This window comes from Curtobacterium sp. AC273 (assembly GCF_979253735.1).
The window spans coordinates 244,422-270,602 of the sequence record NZ_CEEDDU010000009.1 but is presented as its reverse complement, the minus strand read 5'-3'; the positions used below and the strand labels follow the sequence as shown (position 1 = coordinate 270,602).

General features: G+C 72.1%; 30 protein-coding genes and 11 pseudogenes. 19 read left to right on the top strand and 22 right to left on the bottom strand.

The genetic code is table 11. From position 1 onward, the window contains the following. Nucleotides 1-127: 127 nt before the first annotated feature. The 11 genes and pseudogenes from ACZ8AI_RS16500 to ACZ8AI_RS16450 all read left to right on the top strand — a co-directional run bounded on the left by ACZ8AI_RS16500 (nt 128) and on the right by ACZ8AI_RS16450 (nt 6,296). Nucleotides 128-343, top strand: coding sequence for an alcohol dehydrogenase catalytic domain-containing protein (locus tag ACZ8AI_RS16500; RefSeq protein ID WP_464859240.1), 216 nt, complete (start codon nt 128-130; stop codon nt 341-343). Continuing rightward, nucleotides 315-590: a hypothetical protein gene (locus tag ACZ8AI_RS16495; RefSeq protein ID WP_464859051.1), complete on the top strand. Its 276-nt coding sequence runs from the start codon at nt 315-317 to the stop codon at nt 588-590. The genes ACZ8AI_RS16500 and ACZ8AI_RS16495 overlap by 29 nt, the downstream gene beginning before the upstream one ends. A 685-nt stretch (nt 591-1,275) precedes the next feature. Then, on the top strand, nt 1,276-3,216 hold the full coding sequence (locus tag ACZ8AI_RS16490) for a hypothetical protein (RefSeq protein ID WP_464859050.1): 1,941 nt from the start codon (nt 1,276-1,278) through the stop codon (nt 3,214-3,216). Nucleotides 3,217-3,283: 67 nt separating this feature from the next. Continuing rightward, nucleotides 3,284-3,604, top strand: coding sequence for an ATP-binding cassette domain-containing protein (locus ACZ8AI_RS16485; protein WP_464859049.1), 321 nt, complete (start codon nt 3,284-3,286; stop codon nt 3,602-3,604). Further along, nucleotides 3,586-3,657 (top strand): annotated as a pseudogene (locus tag ACZ8AI_RS16480) (hypothetical protein); the annotation flags it as partial. The gene ACZ8AI_RS16485 and the pseudogene ACZ8AI_RS16480, both read left to right, overlap by 19 nt. A 21-nt stretch (nt 3,658-3,678) precedes the next feature. Then, nucleotides 3,679-3,807, top strand: coding sequence for a hypothetical protein (locus ACZ8AI_RS16475; protein WP_464859048.1), 129 nt, complete (start codon nt 3,679-3,681; stop codon nt 3,805-3,807). A gap of 448 nt (nt 3,808-4,255) precedes the next feature. Continuing rightward, nucleotides 4,256-4,378 carry a hypothetical protein gene (locus ACZ8AI_RS16470; protein WP_464859047.1) on the top strand — a complete coding sequence of 41 codons (123 nt, stop codon included), beginning with the start codon at nt 4,256-4,258 and terminating at the stop codon, nt 4,376-4,378. Then, the gene (locus ACZ8AI_RS16465) at nt 4,360-4,902 is read left to right on the top strand and encodes a hypothetical protein (protein WP_464859046.1); all 543 of its coding nucleotides are present in this window, start codon (nt 4,360-4,362) and stop codon (nt 4,900-4,902) included. The genes ACZ8AI_RS16470 and ACZ8AI_RS16465 overlap by 19 nt, the downstream gene beginning before the upstream one ends. Further along, the gene (locus ACZ8AI_RS16460; RefSeq protein WP_464859045.1) at nt 4,881-5,237 is read left to right on the top strand and encodes a hypothetical protein; all 357 of its coding nucleotides are present in this window, start codon (nt 4,881-4,883) and stop codon (nt 5,235-5,237) included. Before ACZ8AI_RS16465 ends, ACZ8AI_RS16460 begins: the two co-directional genes overlap by 22 nt. Beyond that, entirely contained in the window at nt 5,177-5,494 is a 318-nt protein-coding gene (locus tag ACZ8AI_RS16455) for a hypothetical protein (protein ID WP_464859044.1), read from the top strand. Before ACZ8AI_RS16460 ends, ACZ8AI_RS16455 begins: the two co-directional genes overlap by 61 nt. A gap of 382 nt (nt 5,495-5,876) precedes the next feature. Beyond that, nucleotides 5,877-6,296: a hypothetical protein gene (locus ACZ8AI_RS16450; protein WP_464859043.1), complete on the top strand. Its 420-nt coding sequence runs from the start codon at nt 5,877-5,879 to the stop codon at nt 6,294-6,296. A gap of 210 nt (nt 6,297-6,506) precedes the next feature. Here the strand turns inward: ACZ8AI_RS16450 and ACZ8AI_RS16445 are convergent, their stop codons facing one another. The 16 genes and pseudogenes from ACZ8AI_RS16445 to ACZ8AI_RS16370 form a co-directional block, all read right to left on the bottom strand. Continuing rightward, complete coding sequence (locus ACZ8AI_RS16445) at nt 6,507-7,382, bottom strand: aminotransferase class III-fold pyridoxal phosphate-dependent enzyme (protein WP_464859042.1); 876 nt, start codon at nt 7,380-7,382, stop codon at nt 6,507-6,509. Nucleotides 7,383-7,923: 541 nt separating this feature from the next. After that, a pseudogene (locus tag ACZ8AI_RS16440) lies at nt 7,924-7,989 on the bottom strand (hypothetical protein); the annotation flags it as partial. A 230-nt stretch (nt 7,990-8,219) separates the two neighbouring features. Then, a pseudogene (locus ACZ8AI_RS16435) lies at nt 8,220-8,297 on the bottom strand (hypothetical protein); the annotation flags it as partial. A 58-nt stretch (nt 8,298-8,355) separates the two neighbouring features. Further along, a pseudogene (locus ACZ8AI_RS16430) lies at nt 8,356-8,436 on the bottom strand (hypothetical protein); the annotation flags it as partial. A 110-nt stretch (nt 8,437-8,546) separates the two neighbouring features. Then, nucleotides 8,547-8,732, bottom strand: a pseudogene (locus tag ACZ8AI_RS16425) (hypothetical protein); the annotation flags it as partial. Nucleotides 8,733-9,055: 323 nt separating this feature from the next. Beyond that, the gene (locus ACZ8AI_RS16420) at nt 9,056-9,358 is read right to left on the bottom strand and encodes a uroporphyrinogen-III synthase (RefSeq protein WP_464859041.1); all 303 of its coding nucleotides are present in this window, start codon (nt 9,356-9,358) and stop codon (nt 9,056-9,058) included. Nucleotides 9,359-9,752: 394 nt separating this feature from the next. Continuing rightward, nucleotides 9,753-10,704 (bottom strand): annotated as a pseudogene (gene hemC, locus ACZ8AI_RS16415) (hydroxymethylbilane synthase); the annotation flags it as partial. Continuing rightward, nucleotides 10,701-11,934 (bottom strand): annotated as a pseudogene (locus ACZ8AI_RS16410) (ferrochelatase). The pseudogenes hemC and ACZ8AI_RS16410, both read right to left, overlap by 4 nt. Next, nucleotides 11,931-12,674 carry a hydrogen peroxide-dependent heme synthase gene (gene hemQ / locus ACZ8AI_RS16405; RefSeq protein WP_464859040.1) on the bottom strand — a complete coding sequence of 248 codons (744 nt, stop codon included), beginning with the start codon at nt 12,672-12,674 and terminating at the stop codon, nt 11,931-11,933. The pseudogene ACZ8AI_RS16410 and the gene hemQ overlap by 4 nt, the downstream one beginning before the upstream one ends. A gap of 95 nt (nt 12,675-12,769) precedes the next feature. After that, nucleotides 12,770-13,000 carry a DUF3618 domain-containing protein gene (locus tag ACZ8AI_RS16400; protein ID WP_071291573.1) on the bottom strand — a complete coding sequence of 77 codons (231 nt, stop codon included), beginning with the start codon at nt 12,998-13,000 and terminating at the stop codon, nt 12,770-12,772. Nucleotides 13,001-13,127: 127 nt separating this feature from the next. Next, a complete protein-coding gene (locus ACZ8AI_RS16395; protein WP_464859039.1) occupies nt 13,128-13,511 on the bottom strand; it encodes a phage holin family protein in 384 nt (127 codons plus the stop codon). Beyond that, nucleotides 13,508-13,762, bottom strand: coding sequence for a hypothetical protein (locus ACZ8AI_RS16390; RefSeq protein WP_071291575.1), 255 nt, complete (start codon nt 13,760-13,762; stop codon nt 13,508-13,510). Before ACZ8AI_RS16390 ends, ACZ8AI_RS16395 begins: the two co-directional genes overlap by 4 nt. 544 nt (nt 13,763-14,306) lie before the next feature. Further along, the gene (locus ACZ8AI_RS16385; RefSeq protein ID WP_464859038.1) at nt 14,307-14,609 is read right to left on the bottom strand and encodes a hypothetical protein; all 303 of its coding nucleotides are present in this window, start codon (nt 14,607-14,609) and stop codon (nt 14,307-14,309) included. A 335-nt stretch (nt 14,610-14,944) separates the two neighbouring features. Beyond that, nucleotides 14,945-15,310, bottom strand: coding sequence for an FAD-dependent oxidoreductase (locus tag ACZ8AI_RS16380; protein WP_464859037.1), 366 nt, complete (start codon nt 15,308-15,310; stop codon nt 14,945-14,947). A gap of 185 nt (nt 15,311-15,495) precedes the next feature. Continuing rightward, a pseudogene (locus tag ACZ8AI_RS16375) lies at nt 15,496-15,639 on the bottom strand (uroporphyrinogen decarboxylase); the annotation flags it as partial. Between the two features lie 94 nt (nt 15,640-15,733). Next, entirely contained in the window at nt 15,734-16,063 is a 330-nt protein-coding gene (locus tag ACZ8AI_RS16370; RefSeq protein WP_464859036.1) for a uroporphyrinogen decarboxylase family protein, read from the bottom strand. A gap of 392 nt (nt 16,064-16,455) precedes the next feature. Here ACZ8AI_RS16370 and ACZ8AI_RS16365 point away from each other — a divergent pair, with 392 nt between their 5' ends. The 4 genes and pseudogenes from ACZ8AI_RS16365 to ACZ8AI_RS16350 form a co-directional block, all read left to right on the top strand. After that, nucleotides 16,456-17,382, top strand: a complete 927-nt coding sequence (locus ACZ8AI_RS16365) for a hypothetical protein (protein WP_464859035.1) — start codon at nt 16,456-16,458, stop codon at nt 17,380-17,382. 24 nt (nt 17,383-17,406) lie between these two features. Beyond that, entirely contained in the window at nt 17,407-17,541 is a 135-nt protein-coding gene (locus tag ACZ8AI_RS16360) for a hypothetical protein (protein WP_464859034.1), read from the top strand. Next, nucleotides 17,534-17,857, top strand: a complete 324-nt coding sequence (locus ACZ8AI_RS16355) for a hypothetical protein (protein WP_464859033.1) — start codon at nt 17,534-17,536, stop codon at nt 17,855-17,857. The genes ACZ8AI_RS16360 and ACZ8AI_RS16355 overlap by 8 nt, the downstream gene beginning before the upstream one ends. A gap of 13 nt (nt 17,858-17,870) precedes the next feature. Next, nucleotides 17,871-17,939, top strand: a pseudogene (locus ACZ8AI_RS16350) (NTP pyrophosphohydrolase); the annotation flags it as partial. Between the two features lie 295 nt (nt 17,940-18,234). Here the strand turns inward: ACZ8AI_RS16350 and ACZ8AI_RS16345 are convergent. Together ACZ8AI_RS16345 and ACZ8AI_RS16340 are read right to left on the bottom strand one after the other, a co-directional pair. Beyond that, nucleotides 18,235-18,618, bottom strand: a complete 384-nt coding sequence (locus ACZ8AI_RS16345) for a hypothetical protein (RefSeq protein ID WP_464859276.1) — start codon at nt 18,616-18,618, stop codon at nt 18,235-18,237. Then, nucleotides 18,615-18,953: a hypothetical protein gene (locus ACZ8AI_RS16340; protein WP_464859032.1), complete on the bottom strand. Its 339-nt coding sequence runs from the start codon at nt 18,951-18,953 to the stop codon at nt 18,615-18,617. Before ACZ8AI_RS16340 ends, ACZ8AI_RS16345 begins: the two co-directional genes overlap by 4 nt. Between ACZ8AI_RS16340 and ACZ8AI_RS16335 the strand changes: the two genes are divergently transcribed. Genes ACZ8AI_RS16335 through ACZ8AI_RS16325 form a run of 3 tightly spaced genes read left to right on the top strand, consistent with a single transcriptional unit; the run spans nt 18,938 to nt 20,312 of the window. After that, nucleotides 18,938-19,870: a DUF4232 domain-containing protein gene (locus tag ACZ8AI_RS16335; RefSeq protein WP_464859031.1), complete on the top strand. Its 933-nt coding sequence runs from the start codon at nt 18,938-18,940 to the stop codon at nt 19,868-19,870. The two genes, ACZ8AI_RS16340 and ACZ8AI_RS16335, sit on opposite strands and share 16 nt — an antisense overlap. Then, complete coding sequence (locus ACZ8AI_RS16330; RefSeq protein ID WP_464859239.1) at nt 19,854-19,928, top strand: phosphotransferase; 75 nt, start codon at nt 19,854-19,856, stop codon at nt 19,926-19,928. The genes ACZ8AI_RS16335 and ACZ8AI_RS16330 overlap by 17 nt, the downstream gene beginning before the upstream one ends. 27 nt (nt 19,929-19,955) lie before the next feature. Then, nucleotides 19,956-20,312 (top strand): hypothetical protein, encoded by a 357-nt coding sequence (locus ACZ8AI_RS16325; protein ID WP_464859030.1) that lies wholly within the window; start codon nt 19,956-19,958, stop codon nt 20,310-20,312. A gap of 131 nt (nt 20,313-20,443) precedes the next feature. Here ACZ8AI_RS16325 and ACZ8AI_RS16320 read toward each other — a convergent pair whose 3' ends face one another. The 4 genes and pseudogenes from ACZ8AI_RS16320 to ACZ8AI_RS16305 all read right to left on the bottom strand — a co-directional run bounded on the left by ACZ8AI_RS16320 (nt 20,444) and on the right by ACZ8AI_RS16305 (nt 23,166). Further along, a complete protein-coding gene (locus ACZ8AI_RS16320; protein WP_464859275.1) occupies nt 20,444-20,710 on the bottom strand; it encodes a hypothetical protein in 267 nt (88 codons plus the stop codon). A 1-nt stretch (nt 20,711) separates the two neighbouring features. Then, a pseudogene (locus ACZ8AI_RS16315) lies at nt 20,712-20,810 on the bottom strand (serine hydrolase); the annotation flags it as partial. A gap of 21 nt (nt 20,811-20,831) precedes the next feature. Continuing rightward, entirely contained in the window at nt 20,832-21,203 is a 372-nt protein-coding gene (locus ACZ8AI_RS16310) for a hypothetical protein (RefSeq protein ID WP_464859029.1), read from the bottom strand. After that, nucleotides 21,203-23,166 (bottom strand): annotated as a pseudogene (locus tag ACZ8AI_RS16305) (M13 family metallopeptidase). The gene ACZ8AI_RS16310 and the pseudogene ACZ8AI_RS16305 overlap by 1 nt, the downstream one beginning before the upstream one ends. 1,587 nt (nt 23,167-24,753) lie before the next feature. On the opposite strand from ACZ8AI_RS16305, the gene ACZ8AI_RS16300 reads away from it, so the two are divergent. Continuing rightward, entirely contained in the window at nt 24,754-26,091 is a 1,338-nt protein-coding gene (locus ACZ8AI_RS16300) for a uracil-xanthine permease family protein (protein WP_464859028.1), read from the top strand. Nucleotides 26,092-26,181: the final 90 nt, after the last annotated feature.

Sequence of the window (26,181 nt, the reverse complement as noted above, 5' to 3'; positions counted from 1 at the left end):
ATCGCGACCGTTCTGGGGAAAGAACCGACGGCAGCCTGGAGGCGCGGGTAGCGTCCGGACCGCGTGACCCGCGCAGTCCTCGTCTCCAGTTCCACCGCCCCCGCCGTCACCGAGATCGACGTCCCCGATCCCGGGGAGGGCGAGGGCGCTCGTCGACGTCGCCTACTCGAGCGTCAACTACAAGGACGGTCTCGCCCTGGCGGGCGACCCCGGCGTCGCCCGTGTCGACCCGCTGGTGCCCGGCATCGACGTCGTCGGGACCGTGGCCGCGCTCGGGCCCCGCCCGTGTGCACGACGTCCGCATCGGCGACTGGGTGACGCTCAACGGCGCCGGACTGGGTGAGACCCGGCACGGTGGGTGGGCCGCCCACGCGGTGGTGCCGTCCGCCCTGCTCGTCGTGCTGCCCGAATCGGTGCCCGAGGACTTCGCGGCCGCGATCGGCACCGCGGGCTTCACCGCGGCGTTGAGCGTGCTGGCGCTCTCGCGCTTCGTCGAGCCGGGCGACGGACCCGTTCTGGTGACCGGGTCCTCCGGGCGGGGTCGGCTCGGTACGCGATCCCCCTCCTCGCCGGCCGCGGCCACCAGGTGACCGCGTCGACCGGTCGGACCGCCAACGCCGAGTCCCTCCGGGTGCTCGGAGCGGCCGAGGTCGTGGACCGCGGAGCCTTCGCCGAGCGCGGGAAGCCGATGCAGAAGGCGACGTGGGCGGAGCGGTGGACAGCGTCGGCGGTGCAACCCTGGCGAACGTCCTCGCTGCGACGGTGGGGGGGTGCCGTGACGGCGTGCGGGCCTGGCGCAGGACGGCAGGCATCCCCACGACGGTGCTCCCGTTATCCTGCGCGGCGTCTCCCTGCTCGGGATCAACTCGGTGGACGCGCCGCTCGATGTCCGTCGTCGAGCGTGGGAGCTGCTCGCCGACGAACTCGACCCGTCCCTGCTCGCCGGGGTGACGCGCACGGTCGGACTCGAGGAAGCGATCACGCTCGGTCCGGAGATCGTCGCCGGACGCGTGCACGGCCGGACCATCGTCGACACCTCCGCACGTGAAACACTGATGTACTGTTATTCCACAAACGCTTGCATATTGACACAGTTAGGGGTCGGCATTCCGCACGTCCGACTTGTGAGGCGTACTGCATGCCGGTCCGAAGTCCACCGTCGAGAACTCCCCCCGCAAGCTGCTGCGCGACGTCGTCTACGACAAGATCACTCGCCGAGGCCCGCGACGGCTTGCTGCAGCACGGCGAACGGCTCAACGACGACGAGCTCGTCGAGTGGCTCGGCGTCAGTCACTTACCCCCATCCGCGAGGCGATCGCGAAGCTCGTCGACATCGGCCTCGCCGTCGAGATGGAGGCGAACCGGTACACCCGCGTCGCCACCCCGACCCTCGACGACTGGGTCATCGCCACCCGTGCCATGACCGGGTTCTTCGAGCTCAGCCTGCGCTGGGGCGTCCCAGTACAGCGACGCCGACGTCACCGCGCTCGAGAAGCTCCTCGACCGAGCCGACGGGCTGCGCCGGGTGCGCGACCACGGGTTCAGCGGAGCCGTGACCGAGATCTTCGAGTTCGCCATCGCCCACTCCGGCAACCTCGCTCGTGCAGGTCGCCGCCGAGGGAGCGCTCGAGCGCGTGCGGTTCACGCTCAACCCGACGCCCGCGTTCGAGCAGTACGAGTCGGAGGCGTTCTTCTCGATCCTCCGCGAGGCAGCTCGAGGAACGCGACGGCGAAGACCGCGGCCAGGCCGGCCGGGCACTCACCCGGAACTTGAGCAGCACATCGAGGCCGTCCGCAACCGGCCCGGAGCTGACCGTGGCGGACGAGCAGTCGAACGGCGGCACACGCCCTCTGCTCGACGAGACCTTCGCCGACGTCCTCGGCAGCGTGCGGGACGGCACCCTCGCCGAGGACACGGACGGCCACGACGTGCTCGCCCTCTGCGAGCGGTACCACGTGGGCCCGGCCGCGCTCAACGGTGTGCTCCGTCGGCTCCGCGAGATGGGGCTCGCCACTCGCTCCGACGGGGGCGACGGTCCGCTTCACCCACCTCGACCCCGTCACCTGGGCCGAGGGGGAGCTGGATGCTCGTCGGCCTGGTCGAGGTCGCCATGCAGTACGCCCCGGTGGCGTCCGACGACGACCTGCAGCACTACGAAGACGTCGTCGCGCGCGCGCCCTCGCCGCGCTGCGTCCGAGCGCGGGGACGAGGCCGACCCCGCGGTGTTCGCGACGATCCGAGTTCTCCAGGCGGAACGCACGCCGGACCTGCTGGTCGCGCACCTCCTCCGCCAGGCCCTGGCCCAGGTGCGGTACGGGCTGGCCATCGCGGCACCGTGGCAGGTGACTCTGGCCATCGAGTCGTGGGTCGCCTCGTCGCTCCAGGCCCTCCGCTTGCGCGACCGAAGCAGTGCCGAACGCGCAGCCCATCTTCGCCCGGCTGTGGGCACACCACCTCGAACACTCACGACGACGTGGGGGCTGGAGCCGCAGGCACTACAGAGCCCGACCGGGGCCAGTTCGTCGGACAAGCACTGGTCCGACTGGCAACCGGACGACCCGTGGTTCGAACTGCTCGGCTCCCTCCGGGACGGCTCACTCGGAACCCGGACAACAGTACACCGCCCGGGGGCTGTCCGCCCGGTTCCGGATCCCGGTGCCGCGCCTGCTCCCGATGCTCCGATCGACTCCGAGGTCATCGGGGCTCCTGTCCGGCCCGGGGACGGTCTCGACGGCAGCGTCTCCGTGACGACGCCGACGCTGACCGACTGGTCCGAGACGCTCGCGCTCCTGCTCGGGCTGCAGGGAGATGTGCGCGCGGACGAGCGTCGCCCGCCTGACGGACGACGATCGGGAGCAGCTCGGCGGCGATCACCCTCCGCATCCGCCGTCAGGCCCGCACGAAGGACTACGCCTACACGAGCACGCTGCTCGAGGCTCAACCCTTCTTCGCGGCGCACAGCCCGAACCGGGCGATGCGCCACCTACCACCACGGTCGTCATCTCCCGGCTGGCCTACATCCTCCCTCGAGCCGCCCCCGTTCCGGCAGTGGGGAGATCGAGGACTTCCTGCAGCTGATCGAGGAGGCCGTGCGCAACGGCGAGCCCGACATCGCCTCGGAGGCGTGCCACGCCCTCGCGGTAGCCCACTTCGACGCGCACATCGCCGACGTCACCGCCCGGTACGAGAGCATGGAGTCAGGAACACGGTCCTGATCGAGCGCCACCGCGTCCGGAGTGACCCGGTCCGGCCGAGAGCCTCCTGCACGACATCGACCTGACGGTGCGGCGCGGGGAGCACTGGGCGCTGCTCGGCCCGAACGGCGCCGGCAAGTCGACGCTGCTCGCGATCCTCGGCGCGAACGGGCACCCCACCGCCGGCGAGGTCGAGGTCCTCGGCCGACGACTCGAGCGTGTCGACGTGCAGGAAGCTCCGCACGCACAATATCGGACACGTCGATCCCCGGCACTTTACGTCATCGCTCCTCACCGTGCTCGAGACGGTCCTCACCGGGCTGACGGGCACCACCGACCTCATGATGCGGTGGGAGCCCACGGCCGCGCAGGTCGCGAGCGCGGAACGGCATCGCCGACGTCGGGCTGAGCCTCCGGCGCGACGCCCGCTGGCCGGTCCTGTCGCAGGGCGAGCGGGGCCGCGCGCTCATCGCCCGGGCGCTCATGTCCGAGCCGCAGCTGCTGTTGCTCGACGAGCCGGCGACCGGGCTCGACGTCGCCGCACGGGAGCACCTGGCTCGAGACGGTCGACGCGCACTCCGGCACCGGCACCCGAGCTCGGCAGTGTGGTGATGACACCACCTCGAGGACCTCCCCGCTTCCACGTCGCACGCGATACTCCTCCGCGAGGGCGCGGCCGTCGCGCAGGGCACCTCGGACGAGGTCATCACGTCGTCGGCCGTCTCCCCCACGCGTTCGACTTCCCGCTCGCCATCCTGCGCGCGGAGAGCGCCTGGCCGCACGCCGCGCGTCCTGGGCCGACCCGCGCCTCCAGGCGCGCACATCCCGGTCTCGGCCGTTCTCCACAGGTTGCAGAAGGCACGACTTCTGTACGGGCCCTCAGGCGGGTTTATCCTCGCCGCGTGACCGAAGCGGAGACCACCGAAGCCGGACCGACCGACGCGCGTCGGCTCCGCGCCTTCCACCAGGTCCTCGTGGAACACGGCAGTGGCGAACAAGCCACACGAGCTTCCTTCTGGTTCGGTCTGACGTTCTGGGCCTACCTCGAGACGCGGTCCTCGTGCTGGCGACCGGCATCATCGGCGGCACGTACATGCTGTTCGTCGCGTTCTTCGGCATCTTGTTCGGATCTGATCGTTGGACCGGCACCGCAAGCACCGTGCGATGGTGCTCTCCGGCGTGATCACCCTCGTCGCGTTCTCCGTCGCCGCGGTCGTCTACCTGTATGCCCGGGCAGGACGACGTCGCCGACCTCGGTCGCCCCTGGTTCTGGGTGTTCGCCGCCGTGGTGCTCGCCGGCTCCGTGGTCGAGAACCTGCCAACATCGCCCTGTCGACCACGGTGACGCTCCTGGTTCCGGTCGAACGGCACGCGAACGCGAACGGCCTGGTCGGCACCGTGCAGGGCGTCGCGTTCATCGTCACGAGCGTGTTCTCCGGGCTCGCGATCGGTCTGCTCGGCATGGGCGGCACGCTACTCACTCGCCCTCGTGCTGACCGTCGCCGCCTTTGTGCACCTGCTGACGATCCGCATACCCGAGGGGCCGAACCTGCCCGCGAGCCCGGTCGGGTGCGGGTGTTCGACCTCGCCGGCAACCTGCGCACCGTCCGGGCAGTCCCCGCCCTGTTCGCGCTGATCGTGTTCTCGTCGTTAACAACCTCATCGGCGGCGTCTACATCGCCCCGATGGACCCGTACCTGGCCCTGACCGCTCTTCTCGGTCGAGGTGTGGGGCATCGTGTTCGGGGTCGCGTCGATGGGGTTCATCGTGGCGGCCTGCTCATCGCGAGGGCTTCGGACCTCGGGCGGAACCCGATCCGGACGATGCTGTTCCTCGTCATGGTGATGGGTGCCCTCGGCAGTCTGTTCACCGTCCGCGAGCAGTGGTGGTGGCTGTACGCCGTCGGCATCTTCCTGTACCTCGTGCTCATCCCCGCGGTCGGAGGCAGCGGAGCAGACCGTCATCGAGGAGGTCGTGCCAGTTGGAACGCCAGGGCCGCGCGTTCTGGCTTCGCGCAGGCGTTGAGTCGGCGGTCGGCCTGATCACCGCGTTCCTGATCGCCCCGCTCGCCGAGTTCTGGATCATCCCGACCGCTCCGGTCCGACTCCGGGGCGCGGCGTGGAGCCCCTACTACGGCACCGGCGAGGCGCGAGGCATCGCGGTGGTGTTCTTCTTCGCCGGGATCGTCATATTCGTCGCGGCGGCGCTGGCGTTCGCGAGCCGGTCGTACCGCACGTTGTCGCGGGAGTACGGCACGGCGGTCCCGTCGGAGCCTGGCCACCGTCCTGAGGCGCCGTGACCCCATGCGAACCTGGTTGAATGGCGCGCCAGGTGTCCGCGGCTGTTGTCGGGGAGGGCTCCGGCACCGCACACCGGTGCCCCCGCCGCGGACCGCAACGAGGGGGAACCACCGATGACGAACACACCGCCGCCGTACCCGGGCCAGGGGCCCGACCAGCAGCCGGGCGGGCAGCAGCCGACCGGGCCGGCGCCGGGGCAGCCGGGCGGGCCCACCCGGGACAGCCTCTCGTACGACCAGGCCGCCGCCGGCCAGCAGCCGTACGCACAGCCCGCGCCCGGCCAGCAGCCGTACGGCACAGCCCGCACCTCGGTCAGCAGCCGTTACGCCCAGTCGGCCCCCGCCGGCATGCCGGCACGCCCTGCCGCCGAAGCAGTCGCGCGTGAAGCGGGTCCTCATCAGCATCCTCAGCATCGTCGTCGCCCTGGTCGTCGCGTTCTTCGTCCGCCAGGCGATCACCGCGGCGTTCGGCGGCTCGACGGAGGACAAGGTCTCGAAGGCCGTCGAGCAGATCCGCGACGAGAGCGACCTGCCGAAGCAGGTCGACTCCGTGACCACGGGACGGGCATCGAGGCCGAGGGCACCCCGCGATCCACTACGACTACACGGTGTCGTCGAACGTCGACCCGGCGCGGTCGATCACCACGGCTGCACGTCCGCGACGCCGTCGGCCCCACGCTGTGCTCGACGAAGGAGACGAAGCGGCTGCTCGACGACGGTGTGGACATGCGGTACACCTACGCGTTCGACGACTCGTCGAAGACGCTCGACGTCACGTTCACGAAGTCCGGACTGCTCCTGAGCGGAACGGCCCCGGTCCGACGCGTCCGACCCCCGTCCGACGCGGCCGGCCCCGTCGAGCGTCAGGACGGGGGCTGGCCGGAGCCGACCGGCTCGGGTCCGACGCGGGCTACTCCGTCGCGGAGGCCGCAGCCTGCCCGGCAGCCGGCAGCGCGTCGAGCACCCGCCCGACAAGCGCGCTTCCGTCGTGCCGCCGTCGACGAACCACGCCTCAAAACACACTCGGCGGCAGGGTCACCCCGGCGTCGAGCATCGCGTGGAAGAACGGCGCGTACCCGGAACGCCTGCTGCGCCCCGGGCGTCGTCGTAGTCGCGCGGCGCGGTGATGTCGGTGAACGCGAAGGAGAACAGGTTGCCGGCGTGCTGCACGGTGTGGGCGACGCCCTCGGCCGGACAGCGCCTCGCTCGTCGCGGCGGCGATCGTCGCGGCGGTCCGGTCGAGGTGGGCGTACAGCGCGTCGGCGGTCGCGGCCCGGAGCGTCGCGATGCCCGCGGCGACCGCGAGCGGGTTCCCGGACAGCGTGCCGGCCTGGTACACGGGGCCGAGCGGGGCGAGGAAGTCCATCACCTCGCGGCGGCCGCCGACGCGCGGCGAGGCCATGCCGCCGCCGATGACCTTGCCGAACGTGACCAGGTCGGGCTTCCTGCCGGCGCCGTCGGGGACGACAGCGGACGCCTGAGCCCCCACCAGCCGGCCGGTCCGACACGGAACCCGGTCAGGACCTCGTCGACGATGAGCAGTGCGGCCGTGCGACTGGGTGATCTGCGCGAGGGTCCGGTTGAACCCGCGCTCGGGGGCGAGGACGCCCATGTTCGCCGCGGCGGCCTCGACGATGACGGCGGCGATGCGCTCGAGCATGCTCGTCGAACGCGCGGCGGACGGCGTCGAGGTCGTTGTACGGCAGCACGAGGGTCTTGCGCGGCGGTCTCGGCGGTGATGCCGGCACTGCCGGGGAGCGCCAGCGTGGCGACGCCCGAGCCGGCCTCGGCGAGCAGGGAGTCGGAGTGGCCGTGGTAGTACCCGGCGAACTTCGTCGAGCAGGTCGCGGCCAGCGGTGAACCCACGGGCGAGACGGATCGCCGTCATCGATGGCCAGCCTCGGTACCGGTGGAGACCATGCGGATCTTCCTCGATCCGGCCCGTCCCCGTCGACCGACACCCGCTGCTTCACGAGTTCGGCCAGCTCGGTCTCGCCGGGGGTCGACGCCTCGAACGAAGAGGCCGCGCGCGGCCGTTGCCTGCTGCACGGCCTCAACCGTGGCGGGGTGCGCGTGGCCGAGGATCGCGCGTTTCCAGGACGCGACCAGGTCGACGTACTCGCGGCCCTCGCGCGTCGGTGACGTAGGCACCCTTCGCCGTGGGTCCAGGAAGCGCGGCGTGCCACCGACGGAGCCGTAGGCCCGGACCGGCGAGTTGACGCCGCCGGGGATGCTCTTCTTCGCCCGGCCGAACAGCTGGTCGTTGTGGTGGTCGCGGTCAGTCGGTCGGGAGGCCTTCCCGGTCGAGGGATGCCGGCGACGCCCGCCGTGCTGCCGGAGGTGCGGAGTCCCGCTTCCTCGTTGAGCTTCCGGGCGATGTCGACGGCGAAGTAGGTCAGGATGGCGTCTGACGCCGGCGCGCTTGATGCCGACGAGCGACTCCATCGCGGCGGCGTCGCGATCGTCCACCCGTTCTGCGCTGCCGCGGTGATCATCGCGTACTCGCCGGAGATCTGGTACGCCCAGACCGGCACGGGCGAGGTCGCCGCGGGTCTCGGCGAGCACGTCGAGGTAGCTCATCGCGGGCTTCACCATCACGATGTCGGCGCCCTCGTCGACGTCGAGCGCGACCTCGCCCAGCCCCTTGTCGACCGTTCGCGGCGTCGATCTGGTACGTGCGGCGGTCGCCGACGAGCAGCGACGACACCGCCTCGCGGAAGGGACCGTAGAACGCCGAGGCGTACCCGGCGGCGTAGGCGAGCAGCGCGATCCCGCTGTGCCCGGCGCCGTCGAGCGCGGTCACGTGCGGCGGCGATCTGGCCGTCCATCATCCCGCTCATGCAGATGAGCTCGGCGCCGGCCTCGGCCTGCGCGACCGCCATGTCGCGGTAGCGCAGCAGGGTGGCGTCGTTGTCGATGGAGCCGTCCGGCGGCGAGGACACCGCAGTGCCGAAGTGGTCGGTGAACTCGTCGAGGCACAGGTCGGACGCTGCACGACGAGGGCATCCCCCACCTCCTGCCGAGCGACGCGGATCGCCACGTTGAGGATGCCGTCCGAGGTCGGTGGCTCCGGAGCCCTCGGGGTCCTTCGTGGTCGGTTGCCGGACAGGTTCAGCACCGCCGACCCCGACCTCCTGGCAGCCGACACCAGCGCGCGGCGGAACGAGTCGAGCGAGTACTGCACACCCGGCATGCTCGAGATGTCCACGGCGTCGGTCGCGCCCTCGCGGATGAACATCGGCAGCACGAGCTCGGCCGGGTGCAGCCGGGTCTTCATCGACGAAGTCGTCGCATCGCGGGGGTGGCACGGAGTCGACGGGGGCGGACCTGGGGGAAGCGGCCGGTCAGCGAGTGGCGCCTTCCTGTTCGGGGGCCGGATGGTGCGAGGGTCTCGACGACGGCGTCGAGCAGGGCTCAGCGGATCGCGCGCCGGCGACCACGTGGACGGGCAGTCCGGCGGCACGGGCGTCGTCGGCGGTCCCGGGGCCGATGCAGGCCACGACGGTCCGGGGGTCGAGCGGGCCATGCGGCGCGCCACCTGACGAGCGACGCTGCCGCTCGTCACGAGCACGGCATCGGGCGGGGGTCGAGGCTGATCGGCTCGTCGCCGGTCCCCACGGTACGGTACGCGACGACGTCGTCGACGTCGATCCCCCGGGCGACGAGGCCCCGCGCGAGCGTCGGTGCGGCGATCTCGGAACGCGGGAACAGGACGGTCCGGGTGGTGTCCGGCAGCGCCGAGGCGAGCGCCGCCGCGGACGCGTCGTCGGGCACGAGGTCGACGCCCCAGCCCGCAGCACGCACGGCGCGGGCGGTCGGCTCACCGACCGCCGCCACCCGCAGGTCGGACGGGAGGCGCGCCACCGCGTTCCGCCAGGACCCGCACGGCCGTCGCACTGGTCACCACCAACCACCCGTACCCGGCCACCCCGGTGCCGTCACCGGTGTCGGGTGGCGAGTCGCGCCTCCCGGCACCGCCCTGGGCGACCAGCCGACGGACCGCAGCGTCGAGGGCTGACGCGTCCGTCGGTGCCGCGTCCGCGATGAGCGGGACGACGACGGGGGCGAGGCCACGGTCTCGCGCGGCCGACGACCCGTTCGCCCCACGCGCCACCACGCGGGACGAGGACGACCGGAGCCGGTCGTTCGTCCGCGCTGGTGGCGACGGCGTCCGTGGCGACCTACTCCCCGCGGGCGTCGCGAGGCCCGGACCGGCGGTGTGCGGTCCGTCCGTGGTGTCCTCGGCGACGGACGTCGCGAGGTCGGCGAGGTCCGCGGCGCCGTTCTCGAGGAGCTCCGCGGCGACACGGCCGCCGACCTCGAGCGCTTCGTCGAGCCGGTCCTGCGCCGAGCCGTCGAGCACGGCGGCGTGCGACGCCGTGCGGGTACTCCGAGCCGTCGGGCCGGTAGACCGTGGCGGAGACGAGCAGCATCTCGGCGTCGACGATGGCGGTCGCACCGATCGGTGCCGAGCAGCCGGCCTCGAGCTTGGCGAGCACCTCGCGCTCGGCGGTCACGGTCAGCCGGGTCGGCGCGTGCTCGATCTTCTTCAGGGCCGCGACCAGGTTCCGGTCCGTCTCGTCCGCTCGAGTCTCGATCGCGAGCGCACCCTGACCGGGGGCACTCGGCCAGAAGCCGAGGTCGAGCATCTCGGTCGCGGCGTCGAGCCGCTCGATCCGCCCGAGACCCGCGGCGGCGAGCACGACGGCGTCGAGGTCGTCGTCCACGCGACCGAGGCGGGTGTCGATGTTGCCCCGGATGTCCACGACCTCGAGGTCGGGCCGCTTCGCCTTGAGCTGGGCGACACGACGAGGCGATCCGGTGCCGACCTTCGCCCCCTCGGGGAGGGTCTCGATCGTGGCGGCGTTCCGGGCGACCAGGACGTCGCGGGCGTCGGCGCGCTTCGGCACCGCGGCGATCGTGAGCCCCGGGTACGGCGCGGTCGGCAGGTCCTTCAGCGAGTGCACGAGGACGTCGACCTCACCGGCGACCAGGGCTTCGCGGAGCGCACTGGCGAACACCCCCGTGCCGCCGAGGCTCGCCAGCGACGCGCGGTTCGTGTCGCCCTCGCTCGTGACGGTGACGAGCTCGACCGGTCGACCGGCAGCCTTCGCCAGGCGGTCCGCGACGTCCTGCGACTGTGCCACCGCGAGCCGACTGGCACGGGTGCCGAGCCGGATCGGAGCGGGGGTCGCGCCGGCGTCGGTCACGGTGCCAGCCCGGCCGCGGCCGGCTTGAACCCCGCGCGCACGTTCTCGCAGCACCCCGGACGGCAGACGTCGTACCAGGGGCCGATGTCGGTCAGCGCCGGGCGCTCCGCGGTCGGCGTGCCGTTGACGCGCTCGAGCACGAGGTCGACCAGGCCGGACACGTACGCGGGGTCGACGCCCGGCGTCTGCGTGCGGAGCGACCAGAAGCCGAGCTCACCGGCGGTCTCCGTCGCTTCTTCGTCGAGGTCCCACATGACCTCCATGTGGTCGCTGACGAAGCCGAGCGGGACGATGAGCACCGCGCGGGTCGAGGCCGCCCGCGAGCTCCTCGTTCATGTAGTCGTTGATGTCGGGCTCGAGCCACGGCTGCGAGGGCGGCCCCGACCGCGACTGGTAGACGAGCTTCCACGGGGGCGTCGACGTGCCACGGAGGGACTCGTGCTCCGGCTGCTCGAGCAGCTCGGCCCACGCCTGGTCGAGGACGACCTGGGCGACGGCGAGGTGCTGCGCCTCGTACGCGCCGTGCTCGTCGAAGCCGCGGTAGTCCGGCCCGGACTTGGCGGCGTCCGTCGACGGGATCGAGTGCGTCGAGAAGAGGATGTGCAGCTCGGTCGAGACGTCGAGGCCGTCGTTCTCGGCGATCGCGCGGGCGATGCCGTCGCGGACGCCGTCGACGAACGGGCGGACGAACCCGGGGTGGTCGAAGAACTGCCGGACCTTGTCGATCTGGATGGTGTCGACCAGGCCGGTCTCGGTCAGCACGCGGGCGTAGTCCTCGCGGTACTGCCGGCAGCTGGAGAACGACGAGTACGCGCTCGTGGCGATCGCGATGAGCTTGTTGTAGCCCTTGTCGGCCGCCTCGGTGAAGGCCTCTTCGAGGTAGGGCGCCCAGTTCCGGTTGCCCCAGAGCACCGGCAGGTCGATGCCGCGCGATGCGAGTTCGCCCTCGAGCGCCGCCTTGAGCGCACGGTTCTGCGCGTTGATCGGGCTGACGCCGCCGAAGTGGCGGTAGTGGTGCGCGACCTCTTCGAGGCGCTCGTCCGGGATGCCACGGCCGCGGGTGACGTTCCGGAGGAAGGGGATGACGTCGTCCTGGCCCTCGGGTCCGCCGAAGCCGGCGAGCAGGATCGCGTCGTACGCGGTCGGGACCTCGACGTGCTCCGGACCGGACGCGGCAGCGGGCGTGGCCGCGAGGACCTGGCCGTTCGTGATCATGCTGGTATCGGTCATGACAGCACCTCCGGGAGTTCGGCGGTCGTCACCCGACGACCGGTGAAGAACGGCACTTCTTCGCGCACGTGCATGCGCGCCTCGGTGTAGCGCAGGTCGCGCATCAGGTCGACGAGGTCCACCAGGTCCGGGCTCTCGAGCGGCAGGATCCACTCGTAGTCGCTCAGGGCGAAGGTGGCGATCGTGTTGGTCAGGACACGGCGGTACTTCGCGCCGGCGATGCCGTGGTCGCGGAGCATCGCCGAGCGCTCTTCCTCGGGCAGCAGGTACCACTCGTAGGACCGGACGAACGGGTAGACCGTGATCCAGGCCTCGGGGTCCTTGCCGCGCAGGAACGCGGGGGTGTGCCGCTTGTTGAACTCGGCCTCGCGGTGCATCGCCATCGCGTGCCACACGGGTTCGGCGTCCTGGAAGAGGCCGGTCCGGCGGATCTCGCGGAGCACTGCCTGGATCGCCTGTGCGTCGTCCCCGTGCAGCCAGACCATGACGTCGGCGTCGGCCCGGAAGCCGGAGACGTCGTAGAAACCGCGGATCGTGACGCCGCGGTCGGCGGCGGCGGCCAGGACCGCGTCCAGCTCGGCCACGGCGTCGTCGCCGACGCGGTGGATCGGCCCGAGCGGCCGGCGGAACACCGCCCAGAGGGCGTACGCGGTCAGCAGGTTCGGGTCGATGCCCGAGGACGGGTCCGTCTCGTGGACGGGCGACGACGACGCGGGTGAGGACGACGCGGTGGAGCTCATGGAATCCATTGTCCTATCGGTTGCCAGGGGAAAGGCTTCGACCCCCTCAGCCGAGGGAGCTCGCACTCCTCACCGGCGACCACCGATCGGGCGGTCTACCGCCGTCGGAGCACCGTCACGACGATACCCCCGACCACCGCCACACCCGCTGCGAGCCCGGCCAGGTACGGCACCGGCTTCTCGTCGATCCCACGCTTGACCTTCGACGCCGCGATGCCGATCTGCTTCGGCACGTTGAGCTTGTCCTCGATCGCGTCGAGGGTGTCGAACAGCTGGGCTCGGGTCGCCGCGACGCGGTCGGCCAGGTCGTCGTGCTGATCGGTCACGTGGTTCCTCCGGAGGTGGTGGGGTTCGGGCGCCGCGGGGAGGCGGTCGACGGCTAGAAACGGCCGCCGACGTCCGGCTTGCGCGAACCGTACTGCGTCGGTGGGGTCGGCTTCTTGCCGAGGCCCTTCACCGCGTTGACGTCGCTCTTGACGCTGTCGATCGTGCGCTTCGGCGTGAGCGGGAGCCCTTCTTCAGGCGCTTCCAGCCGAGCAACCCGAGGATGCCGGCGACGATGAGCATCAGCACGGCGATGAGGATCGCGGCGAGCCACGCGGGCATCACGGTCGCGAGGCCCATCACGGCGGCGGTGAGCAGGACGCCGATGGCGTACAGGACGATGACGAGCGCGCCCACGAGCAGACCCGCGGCGAGGCCGAAGATCTTCGCCTTCGTCAGCATCTCGGCCTTGAGCAGGTTCAGTTCCCCCCTGACCAGCTCCTTGACGAGCTTGGGGACGTCACCGACCAGGCCGAACAGCGAACGCGGCTTGCGGTCGCGGGTGTCCGTCATGAGGTTGCGTTGTCCTTCTTCTGCCCGACCTTGCGGACGACCTTCTTGGTCTGCTCACCGACGAACTCGGCGACGTCCGGGGTCTTGTCGGCGACGAATTCCTCGGCGACGTGGACGCCCTTCTGGACGCCGTTGCTGTTCCAGATCTTGCCGCTGACGGTCTTGATCTGCTCGTACCGCGCCCGTCCGGCTCGCGATCCCAGGACGTACCCGAGTGCTGCGCCGGCGACGAACAGGAGCTTGCCTCGCATGTGCGAATCCTCCGTTGGGTCAGTGTGCGTGGTCATGCGCCGAACGGAATACGTCCGGCGTTCCTGCAACAGTAGCCCTCCACCACGGTGCGGTCCGCTCCGGGAATCCAGGATGCGTCCAGCGGCCGTGCGCGATGGCCGCCACGATGCTCCGCCAGACCCTGCCCCGACGAGGCCTCGCCGATGCCGACGACCCCCTCGGCCAGGCCGGCGGCGGTCGCGTCCGGACCGTTCCAGCGGACGCTGGCCGCGCTCAACACGACGGCGCTCGGTGCGACCGGGGACGCCGAGCAGGGTGGACGCGTCGCGGGTGGCGCGCAGGTCCCGGTGGCGTCCGTGGGGTCGACCGAGAGGCTCGTGGCAGGCTCCGCTTCCGATCGCTCGCCACCGTCGTGTAGCTGAGTCGCAGACGACGTGTCGGCCCGCGGCCGCCTCGGCCAGCCACGGCCACTTCACGGTCGCGTGCGTGATCGCCTTCGCGGCGACGCCCTCGGCGTCGGGGTGCACGAAGCATCCCCAGTGCCCGCGGTGCGGCGCGTCCAGCTCAGGCTGGTCGACCACGAGCGTGACGAGGCTCGATCCCCGTACGCGCGGCAGCGGTGCCGCGGGCCGGGTCGGGCGCGTCGAGGGCGAGGACGTGGTCGGCGTGCAGGCGGCTTCGGGCTCGCCAGTCGGCGCCGACGACCGACCGACGTGCTCCTCGATCGCGGTCGCCCGGGTGTGCAGCCGGACGTCGACACGTGGGTCTCCATGTCGGCCACGAAGTTCGTCCACCAGCCGCACGGTGCCGCCGCGGATGCCCTGCACGGCGGACCCGGCGGGTGGCCAGGGCACTGAGGGCGAGCACGGCCCGCGCCAGCGAACCGTCGCGGAGCAGGGCTGCGCGCAGGCCCCGGCGCCACCTCGGTCCGGGTCGAGGTGGTCGCGGTCGTCAGTACCGCGCCCGCGACGATCGGCACGACCAGGTCGTCGAGGACCCCGGTCCCCCATGCGCTTCCGGACGAGCGCACCGAGGCCGAGGTCGCCTTCGCCGACGAGCGAGGGCAGCAGCGAGGAGTCCATCTGCGCCTCGGGCGCGGCCTGCTGCTTCACGACCGCGATCACGTCCGCCGCCATCGGGCTGCAGGGGATGCCGAGCAGGCCGGTCTGCGGGATCAGGTGGACCCCGCCGGTCAGGGTCCATCAGCCAGGCGCCCCGCGGGTCCGGGGTGGTGATGTCGTTGCCCAGCTCAGAGATTCGATCGCCAGGCGCCCCACGGCGTTGTTGCGGGTCGCGAACAGGTCGGCCGCCATGTCGAGGTCGAGCCCCGCCACGTATGTGCCGGCGGACCATCCCGCCGAGCACGCCGGAGCCCTCGACCGAGACACCACGTGGGCGCCGCCCTTCGCCAGGTCCCGCGCGGCGACGAGTCCGGCGACCCCGCCACCGACCACGACGACGTCGAGGTCGCGCTGCGGCCCGGGCGCACCGTCCAACCCGCTCCGCCGAGCCCGTGCAGCAGGCTCGACGATGCGGGTGAGGACCGCGGGGTCGGTCTCCGGCGGCACCACCGTGGCCGAGGTTCACGACGTGGGCACGGGCGGCTCCGCCCACGGACGACGTCGCGCACGTAGGACCGAGCACGTCCCACGGGGCGGCGAGCATCGCCGGGTCGATGTTGCCCTGCACGGTAGACGGCGGTGCCGACGCGGCGGACGGCCTCGTCCAGCGGCAGGCGCCAGTCCACGCCCACCGCGTCGACGCCGACCGTATCGGTGCCGAACGTGGTCATGTAGTACAGCACCTCGCCGCTGCCGACGCCGAAGTGGATGCGCGGGACGTCGAGGTCGGCGACGAGTGCGAGGGCCGCGGCGGAGTGCGGGGCGACGGACTGCACGTAGTCGGCGCGGGAGAGAGCACCCCCACCCACGAGTCGAAGAGCTGCACGGCCGAGGCACCGGCCAGCACCTGGGCCCGGAGGAACGCCCGGATCACCTCGGCAGCCCAGCCAGCGCAGGCGCGACCAGGTCTCCGAGGTCGGCGTGCATCAGGGTGCGGCGCGCGGATGTGGCCTTCGAGGGGCCGCCCTCGACCAGGTACGCGGCTTGAGGGTGAACGGCGCCCCGGCGAACGCCGATGAGCGGGGTGTCCCCGAGCTGCTCGACGGTGCGCGCGACGGCCTCGCTGATCAGGGCGAGCGCGGCCGGGTCGAGCGTCGCGAGGGCGTCCACGTCATTGGCCGCCGAGCGGATCGGGGAGCCGAGCACCGGCCCGCGGCCGGGGACGATCTCGACGTCGACGCCCGCGAGCTTGATCGGCACGACGATGTCGCTGAAGAAGATGCCGGCGTCGACCCCGTGCCGACGGACCGGCCGGTAGCGTGATCTCCGGAGCGCGCCATCGCCGGGTCGAGGCAGGCGTCGAGCATGGCCGTGCCGACCCGCAGTTCGCGGTACTCCGGCAGGGACCGTCCGGCCTGCCGCATGAACCAGACCGGCAGTGTCTCCGGGCGGTCGAGGCCGCGGGCAGCGCCCGGACGAGCGGCGACCACGACGTGCATGCCCGAGACGAGAAAGGCAGGTGCGAGGCGGGCAGGGCGGTAGTCGGTGCGTCGATCACGGGACGATTCTACCGCATCGGCAAACAGAGACGTATCCCGAGCACGCACGATGCGAACGTGAGTCGGAGCCAGATGCGAGTTACCATGGAAGACGTGCTCGGTCAGTCTCACGGCGTCGCACCGCAACGCCAAGCTTCGGACCTCCTGGAGCGACTGAGCATCGGCGCACCGACCGCCGCGAGCTCGTCTCGTGACGGACTCCGACAAGTTGGACGGAGCCGGCCGTCCTCGCCACGTGCAACCGTCTTCGAGGCCTACCTCGACATCGCGGGCGACGACCGCGACTCCGCCGTCTCGGCCACCGTCGATGCCGTCGCCGCCGCCAGCGACCTCGACCCACGCCGAGGTCATCGACTCCGTGCGAGGTGCTCGACGGCGAGGACCTCGTGCAGCACCTCTTTCGCCGTGTCGAGCGGCCTCGAGTCCCTGTCGTCGTCGGCGAGACCGAGATCTCCGGGCAGGTCCGGCCGTTCCCTCGAGGACGCCCGCTCCAACGGCACCACCACCTCCGACCTCGAGCGCTCTCTTCCAAGAGGCAGCGCACACCCTCCGCGGCGTGAAGACCTCGCACCTCGGATCGGTGCCGCCGGCCGCCCGCTCGTGCGCCTCGGCCTTCGAGCTCGCGTCGTCCCGCATCACCGACTGGGGCCAGGCCCGCGTGCTCCTCGTCGGCACCGGCGGCTACGCCGGCCACCGACGATCGCCGCCCTCCGCGACCGCGGCGCCGCGCACATCCAGGTCTTCTCCCCTCCGGGCCGCGCGCCCTGGTTCGCCGCGAAGCACGACCTCGTCGCCGCACGCGACCTCCGTCAGGCGATCGCGACGAGCGACGTCGTCATCACCTGCACGTCGAGCGAGGTCCCCGTCGTCGGACCTCGCCGACCTCGACGACGGCGTCCGTCGCATCGTCATCGACCTCGGCCTCCCCCGCAACGTCGCGCCGGACGCCGCCGACATCGACGTGCGTCGAGCTGCTCGACCTCGAGACCATCAGCATCCACGCGCCGGTCGCCGAGCTGAACGCCGAGTCCGAAGCTCGCCGCGATGGTCGACGACGCGGTCTCCCGGTTCCGCGCCCAGGCCCTCGAGCAGTCCACCACCCCGGCGCTCGTGGCCTTCCGCAAGCACGTCTTCGACATCCTCGACGACGAGATCGACCGGGCGAAGCGCCGTGGGTGACGCCGACGGCGAGTCCGTCGAGCAGACCGAGCGTGCGCTCCGGCACCTGGTCGGCGTCCTGCTGCACCGACCGTCCGTCCGCGCTCGTGAGCTCGGCCGTGCGGGTCGCGGCGAGGAGTTCGTCGGCGCGCTCGACGCGGTCTTCGGCGTGCGTCCCGAGCTGGAGGCTGAGCTGCCCGCGCCCGTCGTGCCGTGCTCGCGGAGCGCACCGCGCCCGAACGGTCCGTCACGGACCGGGCCGACGAGGCGGACGCGAGCTGAGCCTCCCGGCCGTCCCACCCACCCTGCGCGTCAGCGCGCTGCTGCTGGTGCGTGACCGACGTGTCCTGATGGTGCGCGCGCGAGCACGTGACGTCCTCTACCTGCCCGGCGGCAAGGCGGAGCCGCACGAGACCGACGTCGAGGCCGCGATCCGCGAGGCCCACGAGGAGACCGGGCTGCAGGCTGACGGCCGACGACGTCGACGCGTTCGGCACGGTCACCGAGCCCGCCCACGGGCAGGCCCCCGGAACGATGGTCGCGATGGCGCTGTTCCTGGTCCGGCCTGGAGGCACGCTGGACTCCGCCACGCCCGTCGCCTCGGCCGAGGTGGACGAGGTCGAGTGGGTCACCTCCGCGGATGCGGACCGGTGCCCGCCGGCGGGCGTGGAGACCGCCCGCCGCCTGGTGGCGGCGGAGCTCATCGACTAGCGATCAGGCCTGGTCGCGGTCCGTGTAGTGGCCGACCTCGCCGTCGGGGGTGGGTTCCACCTCGCCCGGGATGTCCGACTCGACGTACTCGCCCTCGCCGTCGCCGCCGTCCGGACGGACCTCACCGGGGATGTCGCTCGAGACGAACTCACCGGCGGGCTCGTTCGTACCCGCAGGGGTCTCGCCGGGGATCTCGCTGTCCGTGAAGGCTCCGGCGCGGGGCTCGACGCCGTCCGACCGGCCCTCGTCGCCGCGTGCCTGTTCGTGCTTGCTCTGCCGTGTCGACCTCGCTGCCCGAGCGCCTCGCGCGCGTGCACCGGAGTGTGCTCGTGACGGCTGGACGTCGGCCGAGTCGTGTACCCCGGGGCGGTGATTGCGTTGGATCATGCAACAACGCACGGCGGATCTCCGTCCTGCTCGGCACCGGCATCGTCGCCGCGGCCCTGCTCGCCGGCTGTTCGTCGGGTGCGGACGGCACCCCGACCGCGACGGCGACGGCGACGGCCACCGAGACGGTCACGGCATCGCCCTCGTCCGAGGCGTCCTCCACGGCGTCGAGCCCGGCAGCCCCCCCCCCCCCCCCCCCCCCCCCCCCCCCCCCCCCCGTCGGCGTCGTCACCCGCCAGCGCGCCCTCGGCCTCCGGCGGTGGCGGCAGCACGTGCGCCGCGACGTCGCTCGCGGGCAGCATCGAGGCCGGCAGCGGCGGTGCCGCCGGGAGCACGTACGTCCACCTCGTCCTGCGGAACACCGGCAGGCGACCTGCACGCTGCAGGGCTGGCCGGGGTCTCCTTCGTCGGGGACACCGACGGCACCCAGCTCGGCAACGCGGCGAAGCAGGACCGGGCCTCGGCACACCCCACCGTGACGCTCGCCGCCGGGCAGCAGGCCGTCGCGCCGCTGCAGATCACGAACGCGCAGAACTACCCGGCCGGGCAGTGCGACCCGGTCTCCCCCGACGGGTTCCGCGTCTACCCGCCCGGGTCGAAGCAGTCGCTGTTCGTGGCCGCCACCGAGTACACGGCCTGCCGCTCGACGGACGTGTCCGCGCTGACGGTGCAGGGGTTCGTGCCCGAGGGTCAGGCTGCCGACTCGACATCGCCGGCGGCGTCGGGTCAGGACTCAGGGTCGCCGGTGACAGTACCGCTCGTCGCCGTGTCCCAGCCCACCACCCCGGACCTCGTCGACGCCGCCGCACGCCTGCTCGGACGGCCGCTGACCCTGGTCCGCGAACTCACCGGCGGACAGCACGCCCGGACGCTGCTCGCCGCCGCCGACGCCGAGCGCGTCGTGGTGCGGATGTTCCCGCGCGGCGACGACTCGGTCGCCCGCGAACTGGCGGTGCTCGCCCGGCTCGGTCCCCTCGGTCGACTCGCACCGGCCGAGCTGGCTCTACGGCGACCTGGACGGTCACGGGGTCATCGTGACCGAGGCCGTCCCCGGCGCGGCACCCGCACCGACCCTCGACCCGGTCGTCATCGGCGAACAGCTCGGTGTCGCCCTCGCGGCGATCCACCGGCCGGACCCGGCCGGGCTGCCGGACGAGGACCGCGAGCCGACGAACCGCGCCGGTCGCCTGGCTGCCGTCGCGCAGGAGGCGTGGCGCGAGGCCGACCTCGACCGCGTGCTCACCCACGGTGACTTCTGGAGCGGGAACACCGTCTGGGACGGCGACCGGCTCACCGGCGTCGTGGACTAGTCGGGCGCCCGCTCGGCACCGCGTGGCGTGGACCTCGCCTGGTGCCGGCAGGACCTCGTGCTCCTCGGGGCTCCCGAGGCCGCCGAGCGGTTCCTCGCGGCCTACGAGGGAGCATCCGGCCGCCGGGTCCGTGACGTGCACGCCTGGGACGTCGTCGCCGCGGCCCGTGCCGACACGTACGTGGAGACGTGGGCGCCGAACTACGCCGGGATCGGACGCCCGGAGATCGACCGCGCGGCTGCTCCGCGAGCGCTTCGACGCGTGGGTGGACACCCTGATCGGTGGTCGGGTCGCCCGCTGACGCAGCGCTCTCGACTCAGCGTCGGGCGGGAGCGTGCACGGCCTCGAGCACCTCGGTGCCCATGGTCCGCAGCGCTTCGATGACCGCGAGCCGGCGCTGCAGCGAGGCGTCGTCGAACGTCACCGTCACCGCGTAGCTCACGGACGACCCAGGCCCCCGGAGGATGCCCGCCTCGGCTCGCCACGCCCGTGCTCGACCCCGTCACCGAGACGACCTAGCAGCCCGTGGTCGAGCGCGCGGTGCGCCAGCGGTCGAGCCCGAAGGCACCGGCGACGAGGCTCAGGTCACTCGCGAGCGACAGCCAGCCGAGCACCCGGTTCGAGACCGCCTCGTCGACGACCTCGCCGAGCGCGAGCCCGCGCATCAGCCAGCTGAGCTCGCCCGTCGGCGCGACCGACGTGTCCGGCGCGTCGTCCGGCCCGCGGCGGTCGCGCACCCGGTCGATGAGGGCGAGTGCGCTCGATCCCCAGCGACTCGGCACGCTCGCGGACCGCGTCGATCCCGACCGTCGACAGCAGCGCGTTGGTCGCCCAGGCGTCGGCGTTCGCCCCGACCAGCGTCGCGAGGTCGGGCACCTGCATCGTCGGTTCCTGCAGGAACTGCTACAGCCCGGCACCGGTCGCGGTGTCCCGGGCCATCCGCCTGGCAGCCGATCGCCGTGCAGGCCACCGTCCTCCAGTCGCGCGGCGACCTCGACGAGCAGCAGCACCCGTCCGAGGCTCGCCACGGGCTGGACGAGGGTGTCGTCGACGGCGAGCAGGGCCTTGCCGGTCGAGGTGTCGATGACGGAGGCACTGACGGACGCACCGTCCCTCGGCCAGCGTGCCCAGCGCCTCCAGGGTGGCGGCGAAGTGGTCGTCCGCACCTCCGCGGTGGCGACCGTGCGGACGACCGCCGGCGCCGCCGGCGTGCTGTCGTCGACGCGACCGTCGAGCCGCTCCCGGCTCCGACGGAGCCGCGTCGGGCTCGGTCATCACCAGATCGCGACGCGCTCGGCCGGGTCGAGGTACATCGCGTCCCCCTCGGTCACGCTGAAGGTGTCGTAGAAGCCGTCGATGTTGCGGACCACCTGGTTGCAGCGGAACTCGTTCGGCGAGTGCGGGTCGATGCTGAGCAGGCGCGCGGCTTCCTCCGGACGGATCGCCATCCGCCAGGCCTGTGCCCAGCTCAGGAAGAACCGCTCGGCACCGGTCAGGCCGTCGACCACCGGCGGCTCCTGGCCCTCGAGCGAGAGCAGGTACGCCTTCCAGGCGATCGAGAGGCCGCCGAGGTCGCCGATGTTCTCACCGATGGTGAGGGCACCGTTCACGTGGCCGTCCGGCACCTCCGTCGGCACGAGCGCGTCGTACTGGGCGATGAGGGCCTTGGTGCGCTCCTCGAACGCGGCACGGTCCGCCTCGGTCCACCAGTTCTGCAGCCGGCCGTCGCCGTCGTACTGCGAACCCTGGTCGTCGAAGCCGTGCCCGATCTCGTGCCCGATGACGGCGCCGATCGCCCCGTAGTTCGCGGCGGCGTCACGGCCGGCGTCGAAGAACGGGAACTGGCAGGATGGCCGCGGGGAACACGATCTCGTTGAACCCCGGGTTGTAGTACGCGTTGATCGTCTGCGGGGTCATGAACCACTCGTCGCGGTCGATCGGCTTGCCGATCTTGCCGAGCTCGCGGTCGACCTGGAAGCTCGCGACGGCCCGGACGTTGCCGATGAGGTCGTCCGGGGACACCGGCAGCGCCGAGTAGTCGCGCCACTTCACCGGGTAGCCGATCTTCGGCGTGAACTTGTCGAGCTTGTCGAGCGCACGCGCACGGGTCTCGTCGGTCATCCAGTCGAGCGCGGTGATGCTCTGCCGGTACGCCTCGACGAGGTTGGCGACGAGGTCGTCCATCGTCGCCTTCGAGGTCTCGTCGAAGTGCTCCTGCACGTAGATGCGCCCGACGGCCTCGCCCATCGCACCCTCGACGAGGGAGACGCCGCGCTTCCAGCGCTCGCGCTGCTTGGGCGCACCGGTGAGGGCGGTGCCGTAGAACGAGAAGTTGGTGGCCGAGAACGTGCTCGTCAGGTAGGCCGCGGATCCGCGGATGACCTGCCAGCGGAGCCAGTCCTTCCACATCTCGAGCGGTTCGCCGTGGAGCAGCTCGGACAGCCCGGTGATGAAGGACGGCTCGCGCACGACGACCGTCTGGAAGGCACCAGCGGGGCGTCGATCGACTCCCACCAGTGCTGCAGGTGGACGTCCACGGCGAGCGCCGCCACCTCGGCCCAGGACAGCTTGTTGTAGGTCTTCTGGCTGTCGCGGGTCGTACGTTGTCCCAGTGCCGGGCGGCGAGCGCGGTCTCGAGGGCGATCACGTTGTCGGTGCGCTCACCGCCGTCGGCGAACCCGGCGAGCGGGAACATCGCGGCGACGAACTCGCGGTACTTCGTCCGGATGTCGGCGAAGCGCTCCTCGCGGTAGTACGACTCGTCGGGCAGGCCGAGGCCGGACTGCTCGAGGAAGACGACGTAGGACTCCGGGTCGCCCGGGTCGTTGTCGACGAAGAGTTGCAGGAAGCTCGGCAGGCCGATGCGCTCGAAGCGGCCGACCATCCGGACGACCTCGTCGACGGACTCGATCGCGGTGATGTCGGCGAGCAGGGGCTCGATCGGCGCGGTGCCGAGGGCCTCGAGCCGTTCCTCGTCGGTGAACGAGGTGAAGAGGTCGCCGACCTTCCGCTCCTCGGTCCCCGGGGCCGCCTGCTGCGAGCGCTCGATGATGTCCTGCACGGCGAGCTCGGCGGCCTCGGCCAGCACCGTGAACGAGCCGTACCGCGCCTTGTCGTCCGGGATCGGTGTGGCGTCGATCCAGGAGCCGTTCACGTGGCGGTACAGGTCGTCCTGCGGGCGGACCTCGGCGTCCAGCTCGTCGGTGTGGATGCCGGAGGTGCGTGCGACGTCGGTCATGCGGTCCACGATAGCCACCGCCACCCTGATCGAGGGTGTCAGCGGCGGTGCGCTCCGCGGCGTCGGAGGAACCGGGCTGCGCCGAGCCCGGTGAGCCCGAGCGCGAGGAGCGTGGCGCCGACGCCGAGCGGCAGGCTGGGGTCGTCGCCGGTGTACGCGAGCTGCTTCGTCGCCCCGACACTGATCCGTCCGGCGGCGATGTGCTGCGCGGCCGGGTGCGTGCCGACGGACACCCCCGCGTCCGGGACGTCGACGGGGTCGGGCGCGGGACGGACCGGCAGCTTCGGCAGCACCAGGCGGACGGCTCCCTGCTCGACGCCGTCGATCCGCTGCCGTGCGACCACGACGTCGGCGGGCAGGACCCGCGCGCGGGACGACGAGCTCCCAACCGTGCGTGGTCGTGGTGGCGATCGGGTGGCCGTCCGCGCCCGTGACCGGATCACCGTGGTCGTCCTCGAGTGCGACCACGCCGCCGGCCTCGCCGGTGCCGGAGAGCTTCACGGAGCCGTCCGGGAGGGTCTCGGCGTGCCCGGTGAGCGCGATCGGCACCGTCACCCGTGCCTGGGTCGTGCCGAGCGCGACGGAACCGTCGTACGTCGTGACGGTGATCTCGTGGAACCGCGCGGTGAGCGGGAACGGCACCTGCGCGTGCCAGTGGGTGTCCGGCCCGGCGGTGACCGCCAGCGGGTGTCCGTCGGCGTCCAGCACCGGGCCGTCCTGGTCGGAGAAGCGCAGGGTCGTGCCGGCGGGGGCACGGCCGGCGAGCGCCACGCGTTCGGTCTCGCGCGATGCCGCCGCTTCCGTGACGACCGCCGCGCCGGAGATCGTGTAGACCTCGTCGACGCCGCCGTTCTGCGTGCCGTCGAAGTACTGGAAGGCCTCGACGTGGTGCTGCCCGAACGAGAGTGCGCGGAGCGAGACGGACCACCGTCCGTCGGCGTCCGCGTCGGTCTCGCCCACGGTCGTGCCGTTGTCCTTGACGACGAGGTGCGCCTTCGGGTGCCCGTCGCCGTCGATGCGGATCGTGCGTCCGATGCCGTCGACGGTGGCCCGCATGCTCGGCGGCGTCAGCGTCAGGAGCTCCACCGGCAGGTCGATCACGGATCCGGAGACCTGCGACGTCACGCGCACGACCCGTTCACCCCGCCCGACGCGGATCGCAGCCGTCCACGAGCCGCCCGGACCGGCCTCGGTCCACGTCGTCTCCACACCGTCACCGGCGATGCCGATGCTCCCGCCGACCGGGCCGGTGCCGCCCACGGTGACGATGCCCAGACCGTGGTCGATCGAGCGCACCCCCGCGGTGAAGTCGGCGGTGGGGTTCGCCTTCCCCGGCGCGGACGTCGCCGACGAGGATGCCACCGACGAGGACGGAGGTGCCGCCACGGCGACAGAGGCCGCGGCGAGTGGCGACAGTGCGACGGGCGGCGACCGCGACGGTCGCCAGGGCGCGACGGCCCGATCGGACGGGGTGGGACGGCTCGCGCATGGGACTCCTCCGGTAGCACTCCACACACCGTATACCAGTGTCGGAAGCCGTGTCACCAGGTGCCGTCACCCGCGCTGGTGTGCCGGTACGGTCGTCGCATGGGACTTCCGTGGAAGCTGCACGGGGACGGCAAGACCGTCTCGGCGACGACGATCGTGGCACCGGACGAACGGCTCACCTGGCCGCGGACGATCGGGCTCGGCGTGCAGCACGTGGTCGCGATGTTCGGCGCCACGTTCCTGGTGCCGCTGCTGACCGGGTTCCCGCCGTCGACGACGCTGCTGTTCAGCGGCATCGGCACGATCCTGTTCCTGCTCATCACGGGCAACCGCCTGCCGAGCTACCTCGGCTCGTCGTTCGCGTTCATCGCCCCGATCGGTGCGGCGACCAAGATCGGCGGCATCCCGCTCGCCCTGTCCGGCATCATCGTCGTCGGCGCACTGCTCGCGATCGTCGGACTCGTCGTGCACCTGGCGGGCGCCGGGTGGATCGACCGGTTGATGCCCCCGGTGGTCTCCGGCGCGATCGTGGCCCTGATCGGCTTCAACCCCGCGCCGGCCGCGCGGGACAACTTCACGAAGGCCCCCGTCGTCGCGGTGATCACCCTGGCGGCGATCATCCTCGTCACCGTCCTGTTCAAGGGGCTGATCGGTCGGCTGTCGATCGTCATCGGCGTGCTGATCGGGTACGTCGCGGCACTCATCGGCGGGCAGGTGGACTTCTCGAAGGTCGGCGAGGCGAAGTGGATCGGTCTGCCCGAGTTCACCGCCCCTGCCTTCGATCCGGGTCAGATCGCGATCTACCTGGCCTTCGTGCCGGTGGTCCTCGCGCTCGTCGCCGAGAACGTCGGCCACGTCAAGGGCGTCGGGCAACTCACCGGTCGTGACCTCACGCCGCTCACCGGCCGGGCCCTCTTCGCCGACGGCGTCTCGACCGTGCTGGCCGGTGTCGGCGGCGGGTCCGCCACCACCACCTACGGCGAGAACATCGGCGTGATGGCGGCCACCCGCGTCTTCTCGACCGCCGCCTACTGGGTCGCCGCCATCGCGGCCGTCCTGCTCGGCCTGTCGCCGAAGATCGGCGCCGTCATCTCCTCGGTGCCGGCCGGCGTGCTCGGCGGCGCCACCACTGCGCTGTACGGCCTGATCGGCGTCATCGGCATCCGGATCTGGGTCGAGAACCGCGTCGACTTCTCGAAGCCGAAGAACCAGCTGACGGCCGGCATCGCCCTGATCATCGGCATCGCGGACTTCACGTTCACGTTCGGCCAGGCGAGCTTCGGCGGCATCATCGTCGGCACGATCGCCGCGATCGTCGTCTTCCACGTGATGGATGTCATCGGCCGGGCACGCGGCACCGACGAGCCCTCGACCGAGGTCGCCGACCCCGCACACGCCGCCACCGGCGCCGTCCCCGCGGAACCGCGCGCCGACTGACGCGACCGGTCGGGCGAACGCGCGTCCGGCCTGACGACGTGGGACCACCGGACTGGAGGCCCGCGGCGGCGCCGCCACGGGCCTCCAGTC